Annotated in this window: 15 protein-coding genes; 9 read left to right on the forward strand and 6 right to left on the reverse strand. The window is 43.7% G+C overall.

Going from position 1 to position 16661, the window contains the following annotated elements:
• Positions 1-34: 34 nt before the first annotated feature.
• Positions 35-169, forward strand: coding sequence for a hypothetical protein (locus GK047_RS30080; RefSeq protein ID WP_275901619.1), 135 nt, complete (start codon positions 35-37; stop codon positions 167-169).
• Between the two features lie 509 nt (positions 170-678).
• Here GK047_RS30080 and GK047_RS01985 read toward each other — a convergent pair.
• Positions 679-1362 (reverse strand): stalk domain-containing protein, encoded by a 684-nt coding sequence (locus GK047_RS01985; RefSeq protein WP_163940557.1) that lies wholly within the window; start codon positions 1360-1362, stop codon positions 679-681.
• A gap of 155 nt (positions 1363-1517) precedes the next feature.
• The gene (locus GK047_RS01990; RefSeq protein WP_163940559.1) at positions 1518-2366 is read right to left on the reverse strand and encodes a M23 family metallopeptidase; all 849 of its coding nucleotides are present in this window, start codon (positions 2364-2366) and stop codon (positions 1518-1520) included.
• Positions 2367-2695: 329 nt separating this feature from the next.
• Between GK047_RS01990 and GK047_RS01995 the strand changes: the two genes are divergently transcribed.
• The 6 genes from GK047_RS01995 to GK047_RS02020 all read left to right on the forward strand — a co-directional run bounded on the left by GK047_RS01995 (position 2696) and on the right by GK047_RS02020 (position 8772).
• Complete coding sequence (locus GK047_RS01995; protein WP_163940561.1) at positions 2696-3433, forward strand: ABC transporter ATP-binding protein; 738 nt, start codon at positions 2696-2698, stop codon at positions 3431-3433.
• Positions 3430-4272 (forward strand): ABC transporter permease, encoded by an 843-nt coding sequence (locus tag GK047_RS02000; RefSeq protein WP_163940563.1) that lies wholly within the window; start codon positions 3430-3432, stop codon positions 4270-4272. The genes GK047_RS01995 and GK047_RS02000 overlap by 4 nt, the downstream gene beginning before the upstream one ends.
• 11 nt (positions 4273-4283) lie before the next feature.
• Positions 4284-5054 carry an ABC transporter permease gene (locus GK047_RS02005; protein WP_163940565.1) on the forward strand — a complete coding sequence of 257 codons (771 nt, stop codon included), beginning with the start codon at positions 4284-4286 and terminating at the stop codon, positions 5052-5054.
• A gap of 37 nt (positions 5055-5091) precedes the next feature.
• The gene (locus GK047_RS02010; protein WP_163940567.1) at positions 5092-5787 is read left to right on the forward strand and encodes a response regulator transcription factor; all 696 of its coding nucleotides are present in this window, start codon (positions 5092-5094) and stop codon (positions 5785-5787) included.
• Positions 5766-7226, forward strand: a complete 1461-nt coding sequence (locus tag GK047_RS02015; protein ID WP_163940569.1) for a HAMP domain-containing sensor histidine kinase — start codon at positions 5766-5768, stop codon at positions 7224-7226. Before GK047_RS02010 ends, GK047_RS02015 begins: the two co-directional genes overlap by 22 nt.
• A 166-nt stretch (positions 7227-7392) precedes the next feature.
• The gene (locus GK047_RS02020; RefSeq protein ID WP_163940571.1) at positions 7393-8772 is read left to right on the forward strand and encodes a PDZ domain-containing protein; all 1380 of its coding nucleotides are present in this window, start codon (positions 7393-7395) and stop codon (positions 8770-8772) included.
• A 39-nt stretch (positions 8773-8811) separates the two neighbouring features.
• On the opposite strand, the gene GK047_RS02025 is transcribed toward GK047_RS02020, so the two are convergent.
• From GK047_RS02025 to GK047_RS02040, 4 genes are all read right to left on the reverse strand, one after another.
• Positions 8812-9591 carry a 3'-5' exonuclease gene (locus GK047_RS02025; RefSeq protein WP_240343738.1) on the reverse strand — a complete coding sequence of 260 codons (780 nt, stop codon included), beginning with the start codon at positions 9589-9591 and terminating at the stop codon, positions 8812-8814.
• A gap of 161 nt (positions 9592-9752) precedes the next feature.
• On the reverse strand, positions 9753-10934 hold the full coding sequence (locus tag GK047_RS02030) for an NAD(P)/FAD-dependent oxidoreductase (RefSeq protein ID WP_163940573.1): 1182 nt from the start codon (positions 10932-10934) through the stop codon (positions 9753-9755).
• A gap of 22 nt (positions 10935-10956) precedes the next feature.
• Positions 10957-11382: a DUF1641 domain-containing protein gene (locus GK047_RS02035; RefSeq protein ID WP_163940575.1), complete on the reverse strand. Its 426-nt coding sequence runs from the start codon at positions 11380-11382 to the stop codon at positions 10957-10959.
• 290 nt (positions 11383-11672) lie between these two features.
• Positions 11673-12545 carry an AraC family transcriptional regulator gene (locus tag GK047_RS02040; protein ID WP_163940577.1) on the reverse strand — a complete coding sequence of 291 codons (873 nt, stop codon included), beginning with the start codon at positions 12543-12545 and terminating at the stop codon, positions 11673-11675.
• 141 nt (positions 12546-12686) lie between these two features.
• Between GK047_RS02040 and GK047_RS02045 the strand changes: the two genes are divergently transcribed.
• Together GK047_RS02045 and GK047_RS02050 are read left to right on the forward strand one after the other, a co-directional pair.
• Positions 12687-13460, forward strand: coding sequence for a phytanoyl-CoA dioxygenase family protein (locus GK047_RS02045; protein ID WP_163940579.1), 774 nt, complete (start codon positions 12687-12689; stop codon positions 13458-13460).
• A 167-nt stretch (positions 13461-13627) separates the two neighbouring features.
• Positions 13628-16660, forward strand: a complete 3033-nt coding sequence (locus GK047_RS02050) for an alpha-mannosidase (protein ID WP_163940581.1) — start codon at positions 13628-13630, stop codon at positions 16658-16660.
• Position 16661: the final 1 nt, after the last annotated feature.

Below are 16661 nucleotides of genomic sequence, written 5' to 3' on the forward strand. Positions count from 1 at the left end.
AATCCCCTCTAGAGTTCTCAGGAGGGGATTTTAAATGTTAGATGAGAAAATATTAGAAGTTATTCATGTATCCAAGACAATTGGTAGGAGAGCACTAGTTAGCGATGTATCCTTTGAGGTCAAGCGGCGTGGGGAAGTGTGCGAAATCGTTGGCCCTATTCTGAAATAATTATTCAAGATTGATTTCCAGTTAACAAAGATCAGTCTTTAGGTGGATGAGGGAATGGGTGGCATGCTGACGCAGGTGTTCGAGGAAGTCGCTCTAACTACGGCTGCTGACGGGACAAAGGGGATGTAACGGTTGTATTCGCTTCTGGTTGGGGTACGGCCAATCCGTATGTTGATTTTTATCCGCTGTATGAGAAGCTTGCGCCACATGCTAAATTTCTACAATCGGGCTATAGTTTTTGCAACCATTGATATTTTTGAATCGACGTATTGAAATTTCGATTATTGGGATCAAATAGAGTAAAGTACGAGCGACGCAGTTCGTACTTGGATGGGTCAAATGTGAAAAAAACCGTACATTCATTCCAAAAGAAGGAATAATGTACGGTTTTTCTATAGCATGCCAGTCAACTAGTTCAACATCACCAAATACGCGGCTCAATTGAATGTATTGGATGGGGCTTTCTTCGATCTTGAGTTCATCGTATTTCTCCTTGCAAAGACTCTGCCTTAATTGCTAACTGGGCTATCTGAAGTTGTTCCGTCAGGGTTCATAACAAATAAGTAAACTCGATTATCTTTAGGATTAACATAAGAAATTGAATACAGGTGTGTTTTATTATTTTTCCATCCAATAAATAAATAAGCTCCAATTTTTTTGGTCTTCAGACCGTCTTCGTCAACAATATGATCAGGTATGTCTGGACGACTATAACCAGGTTCTTTAAAGAAATTATATTTCCAATAGGCATCACTTCCATTTTCTAAATCACCATTACCTTGTGCTAACTCATACTTTTCTTTAAATAATGCTTGTACTTCTTCTTGCGTTAATCCTAGTTTTAATTTCTCTTTCACTTCATTTACTTTTTTTATTATCATTTGATCTCTTTCAGTAACTTCTCTAGTAGAAGTGATCACGATGGTCTTTGTATCGTCGTTCCACTGAGCCTGTCCGTTAACCGCCTGAGCGACTGCTTTGATAGGTAGATAAGAGGTTCCATTAAGGATGACCGGAGCCAGCACAACACCTTCATCGTCTTTAGGTGTCCAAGCTTTACCATTGACAGTAAACTTGATATCGTGATTTAAATAAGCTTGTATCTTCTCTATACCTCCGGCTCCAGCCGCGTAGCAAGTAACTCCAAATACCAAGCTGCAAACACAAATTGTTGTAATAGGTTTCCATTTCATTCTTTACCAACCTCCATTTAATGGGTAGTAATATATTTTTTAACATAGATACAAAATAAGTGTATCATAAACGATACACTTATTTTAAATTTCTTTTATTTACTATACCTGTTTGTATGTATGTTAAAGTAACTTATACCATACATAATTCTCCGCTATTCCGCCGAAGACCCGTATATTCTTAGTTCGGTTGCTTTAACTTTCTCTACTGTAAGCTCATTGATTTTTTTCTCTGATAAATTAAATTCTTTTTTAAAATTTGTTAATGTACGATTATCTAAATTTGTTGATTCAAACCATCTGTTGAATTTATCCTTACCGACAAAGTTTATAACATTATTATCGAAAAAGTACTCTTTACTATTATGATATTTATTATCATGTTTTTCATCTGAGTCTACTGGATTAGAAAGTTTTGCAAATGAAATACTAGGATAGAATTGCATAGGATTTATAGTCTGAGAATCAGTAGGATACGTTGCATTCACATTATTAACATCAAAATGTAAATGATATCCTACGTTTCCAGTATTGCCAGAAGTAGCAATAGTAACATATTGACCAATGTTATCTCCTGTAGAATAGGTTTGACTATTTGCCTTTAAATGTAGGTATCGTGTGACCAAATATTTATCAGTTGCAGGGTCTTTTGTGTTATGTCGCATTGTCATTGCTACAATACCATCAGAATATGTACCAGATTGAATTATCACCCCTGTTGCAGCGGAACGAACAGGTACTAATTTAACTCCTATATCTACACCTTTATGATAACGTGAGCCTACGTTTCCAAATCCTTCTGTAATTGTTGTGCTGTCTGTAGGCCAAGACCAGTTTAAGTCAGCATAAAAATTACTTAGTAAAGATTGAGAAGAAACTACCTGTGATGTGGAACTTCCATTATTACTAGTGTCACTCCATGCAGCAGATGCAGCAGTAGCACCTCCTAAACACAAAGTAAGCGACAGTGATGCCAACAACATTTTTCTTTTAGTAAATTTCATGATTAAATATCAACCTCCTAATTGGGATGTAAACAATATACTACAAAAAAATAACTAATGGTTATATTTGTATAAAAATGATTATATTGGACTAGTCTATCGTATTTTTTGAAATATTATGTAAAAAAATTTATCTTAAGCCCCCCGATAAATGCGAGTAATTTGTTATTTGAAGTCGTTTTAATAACGAAATTTTAATTTAGAATTTTTAGCCAAAATCTAAAATAGGGTGTACACCTTTTGTTAGCCAGGGCTTATGCAACGCTAGTGATGAATCTTATAAAATCTTTAGAAATCCCCTCTAAGATGTTCTCAGGAGGGGATTTTACATGTTAGATGAGAACATATTGGAAGTTATTCATGTGTCCAAGGCAGTTGGCAGAAGAGTACTCGTTAGTGAGGTATCCTTTGAGGTCAAGCGTGGCGAAGTGTGCGGATTCGTTGGCCCTAATGGTGCAGGCAAAACAACGTTAATTCGGATGATAACGGGCCTAATTAAACCGAATGCAGGGCAAATCATGATTGCTGGGGTTAATGTCCAGCAGGAACGTATAAAAGCTTTGTCACAAGCAGGAGCTATTGTTGAGTCTCCAATCTTCTTTCCCTATATGACTGGAAGAGATAACTTATTGAACCTTGCAAGGCTCCACCCTAACTTATCTGCTGCGCAGAGGAAAGACCGGGTTGAAGAAGTTCTTGCAATTGTTGGTCTAAGCCAGCGTGGAGCAGACAAAGTGAAAACATACTCCCTTGGGATGAAACAACGCCTTGGCATCGCACAGGCTCTGCTTGGTTATCCTGAGTTAATTATTCTGGATGAACCAGCCAATGGTCTGGACCCCATGGGGATTCGAGATCTGCGTAATCTAATTTTGAAGCTGCGCGATGAGCATGGAATTACCTTTTTCATATCGAGCCACCTTCTAGATGAACTTCAGCGGATCTGCAATCGGTTTGTCATTCTGAAAGAAGGTCGCATGATTTGGCAAGGAACGAGCGAGCAATGGTTGGAAATCGCGGGTACGCAAGGACTTGAGGATCATTTTGTGGAGATGATGACTTCATGAAATCGTTATTCCAAAGTGAGTTTGAACGTTTATGGAAGCAAAAGCTAACCTGGTTGTTTTTTGCTGCGATTCCATGTATTTTGTTTGCCACAGCAAAGTACTATTTATCAAATAATCTACGCGTACCTCTGCAAAGTCCGGAGTATGTGACTGCAAATAATTTTCCAGTTATGGCACTGGTCGAGCAGCTTATCGTTGTATTTAACGTCATGTCACTAGTACTGCTGACACTGTCTTTTACGGAAGAATATCGGACAGGACAACTGAGAATGGTCATGCTGCGTGCGTTTACTTTGGGCCAGTTATTTCGTGCCAAAGCGCTGGCTTATCTCGTGACGATGCTCATGTTCTTCCTAACTTATCTGGCAGTATCAGGTGTAGTGGGGCAGTTATTTTTTGATTCCAGCGTTACGACGAATTTGTTTTATCAGGATACGAAAGCTTCTACATTAGATGTAATTATGTATACAGTTAACTATTACGCGATTTCTCTTGTTACAGTGGTCACCATTGGAAGTGTGTTCATTGCCGTTGCCGTGTTGAGCCAATCGACGACGGCCGCCATTGGCATGGGTATGGGCTTTCTGCTGCTTTCATTGGGTTATCCAATTGTGTTCACGATGATGAATTACGCATGGAAGCTGGGGCTGCCCTCATCGTGGCAGTTTCTCTCTCTGACTCAAGTTCAATATGAAGGAATTGCATTCCTGCTTGCGGATACAGTTGCCTTTTCTAATCGCCAATTTTGTTTGACAACATGGCTGATATTAGTCGGCTATATCACCGTTTGTGGATCAACAGCCTATTTTGCGTTTACGAAAAAAGATCGATGGATTTAGGAGGGACGAACATGAAGCGACTATTTCAAAGTGAATGGGAACGAATGTGGAAACGGAAAAAAACAAAGGTGAGTTTACTTCTTTTGATGTTGATTGTTTGCTTTGATTGTTTATTCTTGAACATGCAGCGGGTTGGCGCATTTAATGCCAGCGACTCTGTGCCCTTAGTGGCTCAGAACTTCTCTGTATTTTTGCTTAAAGAAGTGTCGTTCTTTCTTACGCTAATTATAGGTCCACTTTTAATTGTCGATAGTCTGAATGGAGAGAACACATCAGGACAGCTGCGGCTTGTGTTAATACGCCCGATCTCCATTGCTAAATTGTTTCTGGCTAAATGGCTTAATCTTGCTTGCATGCTGTTCCTATTTGTTAGTCTAACGTTTGTCATTGGGGAAGCGTTTGGACATTTGCTATTACCAAGCGTAGATAGCCTATTTTATTTAAATCCTACTAACAGGTACGATAGCTTGGGCGCATTTATGTATGGGTTAAAAAGCTATGGATTATTTTTCCTTATTTTACTAGCGGAGTTAAGTATAGTTTGCTTGATCTGCACCCTATTGCCGAATGCAATTATTTCCTATTTCATATGGATTGGGGTGATGATTGGGACTCTCTATGTATCCGATTCACTTCAGTTCTTTCTGTTAAGTGCTTCAACGATATTTAAACTCATGGCCGATAGGTACGCGTATCCTTTTTATCTGCCTTTAGGGGGATGTATCGGATTCGGATTCCTTGTTACAATGGCGATATGGAACCGGAAAAATTGGTCCAAATGACACCGAGTCACGAACTGCCGAGGGAAATGAGGAAATAATGAGCCAAAAAATAGTCATTGTCGATGATGAAGCCGAAATTGTATCGCTGATCCAACAATCGCTTGCGCTAGAGGGGTATGAGGTATACACGGCAAGTAATGGGCAAGAGGCACTTAAACATCTTGAACGTCAACCGGATCTCATTATTCTGGATGTTATGATGCCCATGCTAAATGGATTTGAACTTTGCCAAATGATTCGAGATGAAGTAAGCTGTCCCATTCTATTCGTCAGCGCAAGGCAAACGGAAACGGATCGGATTCAAGGATTGTCCATCGGAGGGGACGATTATATCACGAAGCCGTTCAGTCTCCGGGAACTCAAAGCGCGAATTGCTGCGCATCTAAGAAGGAATCAGCGCGCAGCAGCTGTGATAGATCAGCGAGTGACCCTGCGTTATGGTTATTTACAATTGGATCTCAAGGGACGTAAGGTTAAAATTAGACAGACGATAGTTCCTTTTACAACGAAGGAATTCGATATTATGGAGTTGCTCGCTTTGCATCCGGGTCAGGTGTTCTCCAAAGAACAAATGTACGATAAAATTTGGGGGCTAGAGGCGATGGGGGATGCTGCAACGATTACAGAACATGTGAAAAAGATTCGCGGCAAGCTGAGCGTGGCAGATCCTGACACCAATTACATAACTACGGTTTGGGGTGTAGGTTACAAATGGGAGGCACTTCCTTCATAGAACGGTATTCGATCAAAAAACAGCTGAGTATTACATTTATTATGATGATGGCTCTGAGTATTGGGATGACGGTTCTTACACTCGGCGCAGGCGGGTATTGGCTATACGCCGCTGATTTCTTACGACCAGCTAATCACTATGAACAAGAGATTCCAATCATTGAAGCTTATGTAAAGCAGCATGGGGAGGAGTTACTGAATGTAAGTGCCCGCGATGCACTTGAGCAAGTGATCTCACTGGGTGGCATTCAATATCAGATCATGGATGTACGAGGAGCCTTCAAATACGGTTCAATAGAAATGCCTTTGATTAGCAACAATGAAGCCTTGATTGAGAAAATAAATACAACAACAATCAGTGACGCTTCCCTTGGAATAGGAGGCGTAATAACAAAGGTTATCCCGATTACGGCAGCGGAGGGGCAATGGCGTGGAGCGATGCTTCTACAATATAAAATGGAAGTGTCCTCCAGTAGTAAAGCCTCTCGTCTTTTACTGGTACTCGTTATTTGCTTATTATTTGCTTCGCCCTTTATGTATATCGCCTTATTCACCTGGCTATTCGCAACAAAGCTTGGGAAGCGAATGAATAAGCCGATTTCGGAATTAATTCATGCTGCAAAGAGAATCCAGAAGCAGGATCTGGATTTTTCGATTTCTTACGCAGCCAACAACGAAATTGGCATCCTATCCCAATCTTTCGAAAGTATGCGACAAGAATTAAAAAATGCACTGCTACGGGAATGGAAAATGGAACAAGAACGACGGGATATGATGGATGCTATTGCTCACGATTTTCGTACCCCAATGATGATTATTCAAGGGAATGTGGAGTTGTTGACGGAAGTAACGGAGCTTACACAGGAACGATTACATAATCATTTGCGCGTGATTGAACATAATGTGAGACGAGTAAATCGGCTCTTTCAAGATATTCAGGTTGTTTCTGGGAAAGACTTAGAATACTTCCCTTTTGGATTAGAGAAAGTGGATTTGCCGACGTTTATCGACATGAAGGAACATGAAATTCGCTATTTATGCGCAAGCAAACAGGTGGGATTTAAGTTCAGTATAGAAGAAAGGCGCCGCCTGCAGGATAGTCCCATTTATATGGATATGCAGAGGATAGGACAAGTGTTGGATAATATAATTTCCAATAGCCTCCGTTTCGTGCCAGCCCATGGTGAAATTGACGGACGTGTCATTCTTTATGACGGTCTCATCCAATTTGAAATTTGCGATACAGGTCCAGGGTTTGATCTGAAAGACATTCCCTTTCTATTTCAAAAATTTTACCGTGGAGAGAAAGGACAATCAGGGCTTGGGCTCTATACGGCGAGCATTATCGTTGAGAAGCATGGAGGAAAGATAGAGGCATATAATCGTGCAGAGGGCGGAGCCTGTCTGGTGTTTACCATGCAAACTACTTTGCAGTCTTAAGTTTATGACGTTCAACATAATCATTCACGCTTAGCGTGAGCATGGATGATCGAATGTGTTACATGATGGAAAAGCGACTGCGTTGTTGAAGACAGGCAGAAGATGGGTGTCATCCAAAGAAGGACTTTAGAAAGGATTGTTGGGTAAATTGGGGCGTTCTCAGGGAATGTACTATTGGGGCATGGTCTTAACGATGATTTTATGTGTGCTGGGCGAATTAATTTGGCTGCCCGATCCTTTGCGTTTTGGTATCGGCTATTTTTGGATGGATGCTCTTAATCTGCTCGTTTATTTACTCGCCCTTATTCCACTTCTGTGGATGATAGCTTCAATACGGACATTGCTTAGGGTGAGACCCGCTGCAATCGATTTTCGTTGGACTCGCATCCGCAATTGGGCTGTATGCATCGCGGGTATAGCTGCAATACTCTGCATTCTCATTGCCCCGAAGCAGCTAACATTATCGTTAGGCGCATTTGGATTAACTTGGTTACTCGTGTTTGTGGAGGTTTACTTCAGTGAGCGCTTGCGGCGAAAGCTTCCCTTTCGAAGTTTAACTGCGTTTGTGTTGACGATTTGTTTCTTATGCTTCCTGTTTTGGCCGACTCGTTATATGGTCACTTATCCTGGTCTATCCATGAATATGAATCGTTATGCGCAGGTGAGCGGTGGAAATGTGCATGGGGAAATTTCGGGTGTGCTTGTTTTTGAACGACCTGCATTCCCCGTAGACTGGGTGTATGCAAAACTATTTCCACATTATACGTTCGAACGAGAGAATTTGGGCATGTCGTTAGGAGCTTACAATCAACTTGTACAAACGATGAAGGAAGATGCGAACGCGTCAGGTAGCGCGATTGCTTTTCAAAAGGTCGGTAAAGGAAAAGGGATTATCTCAGAGGGGGTTCTTGTCACAGCTATCGCGAAAGGCAGTCCTGTGGAAGGCATTATGCAGCTTGGCGATGTGATCGTCGAAGTGGAGGGTCATCCCCTTATAACCTTGCAAGAGCTTACTGCGCGCATGGCGGTGATTAATCCGGGTGATCGGGTAGAGGTCTCGGTGCTGCGCGGCAATCAACGAGTCATGCTCGCTACCGCGACTCGCGCTAATCCAGATGATCCTAAACGGGCTGTTTTTGGCATTCAAGCAAGCAATAAATTGCAGTATGATATTCCTGAAATTGTGCGCTACCATAATTATTTGCTTCACGAAGGAGGGCCATCGCATGGGGCGATTCTTGCCCTTACATTGATTGACCAGCTTACACCTTGCGGCGTAACGTACGGAAATCATGTAGCCGGCACCGGAACCATTGGAGCTGATGGTTTAGTAGGCACAATCGGAGGCGCAGAGCAGAAGGCTTATACGGTCAGCCGGACGGATGCTGATGTTTTCTTTGTTCCTGTTGATAATGAGGCGGACGCTAGAAAAGGAGCGCCGGGCTTGCAAGTCGTGCCCGTCCATTCGCTGGACGACATGATCAACTGGCTGCGAGCACATCCAAAGCAAGGGAATTCGCCATCCTGCACAAAAGAGAGCCATTGAGGGCTCTCTTTTGTGTTGGGCTGTTCTTTGATTGTTTATTTATCCAGTTGCCTTAATGGCAGACTCGCGCAGCTTCGTCACTTCCGAGGCAAAATACGTTTGCAGCTCCACAAGCTTCCGCGGATCGGTAAGCGCGACCTTGTCTTTCAAATAATGTTCAACAAGGAAGTCCCAGTCGTGAACATATTTTTTAACTGACATGTCGCGGACGGCATTTTTCACGAGTCTTCGTTCCTTGGCATTCGAGTAGACATCTTTGTACTGCTGTATGCGTTCGAAATCTAACTCGTTGAAAATGGCCCGAAATATCTCGGCTGTCATCCGTGCGTCGTCCAATGCGCGATGGGCCGAGCCTTCGTTCGTAATCGAGAGTTCGAGTAAAGCAGCCTCGACGCTTACGTCGTTCGTGACATTTGTATGGCGCAGGTAGCCTTTTAACAAATCAAAATAGTTAGCAGCCATCCAATAGGTATCATCGAGTTTATGCATCCGTGTATCAAACACGATGCGTTTCAAATCCTCGCCGCCCCAGGTAACGAGCAGGACAGATTGGCTTCGATTGAGCCAGTCTGAGAAGTCAGTGATCACTTTACGAAAGCCATCTGCTTGATCAATGCCTTCCTGCGGAATCCCTGTCTTCTTCTTAATAAAGCTGTTTAAATTGGAGAAATAAACAGGTTTGATCAAGGATGAGAACTCATCTATGTGCTGTAATGACGAATTGAGCCTGACGGCTCCGATTTCGATGACCTCCATCGGTAAATCGCTGGCAAATTTTCGTCCGTTGAATTCGATATCCAAAATAATATAGTCCATCATACTGGCCCCCTGATTTCTAGCTCGTGCTTTTCATTCTATCAGAAAAAGGTTACTTAATGGGCTGCCATATTTTGCTTAGCCAAAATTTAAAAAAGCTAAGTCAAGTAGCCGTGAAGCGGCCTGACTTAGCTTTTGATTATGAACAACGTCTTGCCATGTTCTTAGTATGCTAGAGCAAACAGACCTTCGATATGGGACAAGTAGCGAATGTTGCTCGCTTCTTTCATAAGTGTAGCCGGCAAGCCTTTCAGCTGAGTGCCGTTTGCACCAATGGTACCGATACCGTCTTTGCGGCCAAGGCTTCCCAGTGTTCCGGAGAATACCGGTGAGAACTTGTCCATGACGCCGCCCTTGAATTGGACAGATAGGTTGTAGCCAACGGTCTCGCCCATTTGCCATGCAAGCTGAGCAGTCGGCGGGAACGGACGCTCGCCACCTTCTGGGAATACAACTGCACAGTCGCCTGCAAGGAAAACATCAGGATGTGAAGAGGATTGCAGGGTGGACGTAACCGTCGCACGACCGCGATCTTCAGCAATGCCACAGCTGCCGACAACCGGGTTACCTTTAACGCCGCCAGTCCAGATGATCGTGTTGGACTGAATCGTCTGGCCAGTTTTGAGGGATACTGAATTTTTAGTAGCTTCCGTAATCGCAACGCCCATCAGGAAAGTCACGCCGCGCTTCTCAAGGCTCGTTACCGCGCGCTCGATAAGTACTTTAGGGAAAATAGGCAAAATCGCCGGTCCAGCTTCTACGCAGTATAGCGAGATATCGTTGAAATCGATGCCTTTGCTGCGACATACCTCAGGCAGCTTGTCAGCGAATTCGCCTACAAGCTCAACGCCAGTTAAACCGCCGCCGCCGACGACGATTGTTGCATCGGCTTTATCTCCGGATTTCTTGTAAGCATCTAGACGTGCTTCAACATGCTCGCGAATACGATTAGCATCAGCGGCAGATTTCAGAACGAAGCTATTTTCTTCAAGTCCTGGGATACCGAAGTAGTTAGTTTCACTTCCAAGGGATACAACAAGCGCATCGTAAGAGTAAGTTGCGCCGCTTTCCAGAATCACTTTTTTGTCATCTGGCTTAATTTCTTTGATGGTATCAACAACGACATTAACATCTTTACCGCCAAGCAGCTTGTTTAAAGGAAGAGTAACAGCTTTCTCTTTAATCGTGCCTCCTGCTAAACGGTGAAGCTCCGTAATAATTTGATGCGTTGGAAAACGGTTGATGATTGTAATGCTCGCTTCCGCCGCAGTCAAGTATTTCCGTGCTGTCAGCGCAGTTAGAACACCGCCGTAACCGCCGCCCAAAATTAGAATTTGTTTCGACATGTTCATCATCCTCTTGTCCGTATTAATTTTTGCGCTCAGCCAATACGTTCAAAAACGCTTGAGCAAAACGAAGTGTCTTCTGTACTTCTGGATCTTTCAGCATTTTCAACATAGCGAATAGGCCAACTGTCGAAGTTGCTTCAGCTTGTGAACGCTCGCTAGCTTCGATTGCTGCTGATGCGATGCCTTTTGCTTTTTCTTGAACGGGTTTCACAAATTCGCCAATTCCGTGCGCAAACTCGTTAATTAACACTTTGTCGGTTGCAATGCCTTGGGCAAAATCGTAGGCTTTCGTCATCAATGTGACCATTTCAGCCAATTTTGGCAGGTTATCTACCAGAATAGTCAAGGATTGTTGAACCTCAGGCTTCATCAACTGGTCAAGTACGTCTAATGATTTTTGTTCTTCGACAAGAGCTGGCTCTTGAAGAGCATTTGTCTGTGACATAAGAGAAAGTCCTCCTTTACATTGAAAAAAATTCCGGTGCTGTCGCGATTGTGTTATGGGGTTGTACCATTTTTCACATAAGAGTTTGAAGGATGCAATCATGTATGAACACATTTATGCGGTCGAGCTCTTGATGCAAAGATAGTGTCAAGTCTACATGACCCAATCGGATTTGAACCTTATAGATATTCTACATCTTTTGACAACAAATTTAAAAAGAAAATATTTCAATTTCGTGACTAATTTTTAAATCTTTCTATCGAAGCTGTCACGAATTGTTCTTATTTGGATTATTCTGAATTAATTTCCCTTTTTCGGAATTTTCCTGGAGGCAGCTTCTTTACTTCCATAAACAAACGTGAAAAATAATGAACAGAAGAAAACCCGACAACTTCGGAGATTTCCTTTATCGACAGATTACTGGTCAATAAAAGGTGAGTAGCTTGGCGTATCCGTTCGCTGCGAATAAAATCCGTATACGATTCGTGGATGCCAGACGAAAACAGTCGTGACAGATGGCGCTCAGATACATGCAAATATTCGGCAACATGCTGTAGGCTGAGCGGCTGAGACAAATTGTCGCGAATATAGAGCTTCGCTTGCTGCAGTAGTGAATTCGGTCTTTTACGATGCGTGCTCGGCTCGCGCTGCCTGCTGCCAAAAAGAGTCAGAAAAGAAAGCAGCAAGGTGTAGGCCAGCGTCGGAATGGCGACTGCTGGAAGATTGCCTGTAGCGCCTTCTTGAAGCAGCAGCGACTTCCATAGAAGTGCTGTCGGATTGTGCGCATCTTGTCGAACGCAGCTTTCTATGTTCTCTGCTAGCTGGCGGAAGGCGTCGCACAGGGTGTCCTTCGATTGCGTCTCATCAACCTCAAAAGCTACATATAAGAGAAACAACCCTTCTTGCGTCCGAATCTGATGGCTAACTCCCGGCCGGGAACAAAAGTGAGTTCCTGCCTGCAGGGAATAGCTAATGCCCATGTCCGTGTATTCGCCTTCGCCTTCAAGGACATAGCAAACTTCAAAGAAGGAATGCTTATGTATAGGATTGTCGAACAACCTCGGAACAATACCCCAATAGTGCACATTAAAACAAATTTCGCTTCCTCTAAGCACCGTGGCAATTTCATTTAACCTTGAATTGGTTTCTTTACATAGATACATGGGTACACCTGCTTTATTCAATATGTCCTTATTTTATAAAAAAATGTCCTCTTTCAAAAAAGACAAGAGAATCTAGTTTTTCCTATAATTATAGGAGCAAGAAGGGAATAAAACTAGCTGTTCTATTGGGAGGATTAAACATTGATAAGCGAAAAAGAAGTAGAATTTTATAAAGAAAATGGGTACTTGCTCGTCAAGGGAGTGTTTAATAAACAGGAAGTGGAGGAGATGAGACATGCGGTTGAAGGCATCATCCTTCGTGCAGCACAATCAAAAGCGGATAGCAATGCGGCATGGCAGGGTGATTTTCTTCCAGCAGATGAGCTTAAGAAGCTGGTTTTGAAAGGATTTCATGATGTGCATTATCACGATGCCTCATTTACACGCGCGGCTACACACCCTCATATGCGGGCTGTGCTCGAACAAATCATAGGGGCAAATGTACAGCTGCATCATTCCAAAATGCTGGTAAAGCCGCCTGAGCATGGCGCTGCCTTCCCGATGCACCAGGACTACCCGTATTTTCCTCATGAGAAGCATTCCATGTTAGCGGCTAGTGTGCATCTGGATCATGCGGACGAGGAAAACGGCTGCCTCCGCGTCATCCCAGGATCACACAGGGCCGGTTCCTTGCCGCATGTGGGCTCTTACTATTTGAATCATAAGGAATACCCGATTAAAGAAGGCACGCCATGTGTCGCTGAAGCGGGCGATGTCCTGTTCTTTAATTACTTGACGATTCATGGATCTGAAGCGAACCGAAGCTCGAGAACGAGAAGAAACGTCTTGTTTCAATATCGCGATGCAAGTGACTTTCCGACTGAAAATGTTCATTTCGATTGGGGAATGGGACTGATGGTGAGCGGGGAAAATCCACATTTTACGAAGGTAAAACCTAATTTCACCGTTTCTTAATGACTGAAAAGTCTTGCTGGCTATTGGCCAGTTAAGGCTTTTTTTTGTGCTGATGTTGGCTTATGGATAAAAGTGTCGATGAAACATAAAAGCCTATTGAATTAAATGATATATTTAATATATTATTAAGACATATTGAACATATTCCCAAAAGGATGGTGTCTGAAATGCCGTATGAAATCATTCGTGTAGAAAGACTGAAGCAGACTTTGAAAAAGATTGAAGAACATATTTATGAACCTATAGCTTCTTTGTCAGTTAAGGCTTATGTAACGAAAGAGCCTGTTAGCTATGAAGAAAAAACAGCTGGACGAGAAATTCAGTTGAATCCCGGCGACAAGTGGGGAGAGCTGTGGGATTGCGCATGGTTTCATTTTGAGGGCATCGTGCCCCCTTCGGCTGCGGAGAGTAAAATTGTCCTCCTCCTCGATATCAACGGAGAGCTTTGTCTCTTCGACGAAGAGGGCACTCCCCTACAAGGTTTAACGAATGTGAATTCAGAGTTTGACCTTACGCTTGGTTTGCCTGGAAAACGTGTCGTCCCCATTCATTCACAGGCGGCTGGGGGAGAAATCATCGATTTATGGGGCGATGCTGGATGCAACGACTTGTTTGGTTATTATCGAAGCGGGACGTTGAAGGAAGCGCTAATTGCCGTTTGCGCAGAAGAGACTAGACAGCTCTTCTATGATTATGAGGTGCTTTTGGAGTTAGCGGAGCATTTGGAGGCGAATTCGGCAAGAAAAGAGCGCATTCTGCAAACGCTGTATGACGCGCATCTGCTGCTCGTGGATCTGTCAGCGGAAACGGTTGCGAAGGCGCGTGAACTGCTTGATGAGCAGTTGTCCAAGCAAGGAGGGGACGCGACCTTGTCTGTAAGCGCGATTGGTCACGCGCATATTGACTTGGCTTGGTTATGGCCTATTCGGGAGACGAAGCGCAAGGGAGCACGCACTTTCGCGACCGTGCTCAGGTTGATGGAGCAGTATCCCGACTACGTTTTTGGTGCCAGTCAACCGCAATTATATGCATGGATGAAGGAAGAGCATCCCAAGCTTTATGAGCAAATCAAGCAGCGCGTGGCAGAAGGCCGTTGGGAAGTTCAAGGCGGCATGTGGGTAGAACCGGATTCTAACATTTCCGGGGGCGAAGCGCTTGTGCGGCAAATTTTATACGGGAAGCGCTTCTTCTTAGAGGAATTTGGAAAAGATATGAAAATCTTATGGGTCCCGGATATCTTTGGTTACAGCGCCTGCTTGCCGCAGCTGCTGCAAAAATCAGGGATGACCTATATGATGACGCAAAAGCTTTCATGGAGCGTTTATAACGACCATCCTCATCATACATTTTTCTGGGAAGGGCTTGACGGAAGTCAGGTACTCACCCATCTGCCTCCGGAGGATACGTACAATGGGCCTGCTGCACCTCGGTCTGTCCTTAAAGCGGAACGGGGGTATACGGATAAAAATGTGTCCGATCACTGCCTGCTGCTGTTCGGTATCGGCGATGGCGGAGGAGGTCCCGGCGAGGAACATTTGGAAAGGCTGAAACGGGAAAAAAATTTGCAGGGGCTGGCGCCCGTACAGCAAGAGCCCGCGCTCCAGTTTTTCGACAAGCTGGCGGCAAAAAGCGAGCGGTATAAGCGTTGGAAGGGTGAGCTTTATTTAGAGAAACATCAAGGAACGCTAACGAGTCAAGCCAGAAATAAAAGCTACAATCGAAAAATGGAAAAGGCCCTGCGTGAGCTGGAATTTGCTGCGGCGCTGCACACAGCCTCGGGAGGCGACTATCCTAGCGATGAATTGGATGAGATTTGGAAAGAGGTACTCTTGTATCAGTTCCACGATATTTTGCCGGGTTCATCGATAAAGCGAGTATACGATGAATCGTTAGCCAGATATGAAATCTTGCTGTTCCGCGTTCAAGAAATGATTCAAACTTACTACGAGCAAGCAGCAAATAAAATTGATACGACAGGAGAAAAACAGCCAGTTGTCGTCTTCAACTCGCTTCCTTGGGAGCGAAAAGAGTGGCTGCAAGTGAACGGTCATTGGATAGAGGCTGCGGTTCCATCAATGGGCTACCAAACGATAGATGCTGCCGCGGCTAGAACTGTAGAATTGCACGATCTAAGCGCTGAACGCGATACACTTGAGAATGAAGTTATTCGAGTGAAATTTAACATAGATGGCAGCATTCATTCGATTTTTGACAAGGAGCTTCAAAAAGAGATCATCGACGTTGGCGGCAAAGCAAACGTTCTGGCTGTTTATCACGACGATGGCGATGCTTGGGACTTTCCCGCGGATTATGCGCAGACGAAGGCTTCAGCGATGAAGCTAACGGAGGTTAAAGCCTATCTAGATGGGCCCCGGGCCATTGTGGAACAAGTTTATGCATATGGTAAATCGTCTCTCACGCAGAAAATTATCGTAACCTTGGCGAGTAAACGCGTTGATTTTGAGACAAAGGTCGACTGGCAGGAGGATGGTAAAATGCTCCGTGCTTCTTTCCCGGTTCAAGTGTATACGGATCACGTGAATTGTGAAATCCAATTCGGTCATCTGAAACGGCAAACACATCGGAATACGCTCTGGGATCACGCGAAGGACGAGATCTGCGCGCATCAATGGATTGATCTTTCTCAGCCTGATTACGGCGTGGCGCTTTTAAACGATAGCAAGTACGGGTTCAGCGCGCAGCAGAATGTGCTCGATATCCATTTGCTTCGCAGCCCTTCTTTTCCAGATCCGACTTGCGATCGCGCTCAGCATGAGTTCGTCTATGCGCTTCTACCTCACAAAGGGGATTTCGTGAATGCTCAAGTTTATAAACAAGGCTATGAGCTGAATGTGCCGCTTCAATTGATCCCTGTAGCGACTAAAGTGGGGGAGCTGCCTAACAATAAGTCTTACTTTGTCGTCAATTCCTCTCAAGTGATGGTCGAGGCAGTAAAAAAAGCGGAGGATCGGGAGTCGCTGATCATTAGGCTATACGAAACTTCTGGCTCCAATGCGACCATTGATTTCCAAATTAATCTACCCTACGAGAGAGTAGCTTTAGTTGATTTAATGGAAAACGAGCTGGAGCAATTCGTTCGTGAAGGAGCTAGTCAGGATGCAGCGGTACAACTTGATTTCACTCCTTTTGAAATCAAAACACTAGAGATAAAGTTGACGCAAAAGACCTATTTGATATAAT

This window comes from Paenibacillus sp. SYP-B3998, assembly GCF_010820665.1.
In the GTDB taxonomy this organism is placed as follows: Bacteria; Bacillota; Bacilli; order Paenibacillales; family NBRC-103111; genus Paenibacillus_E.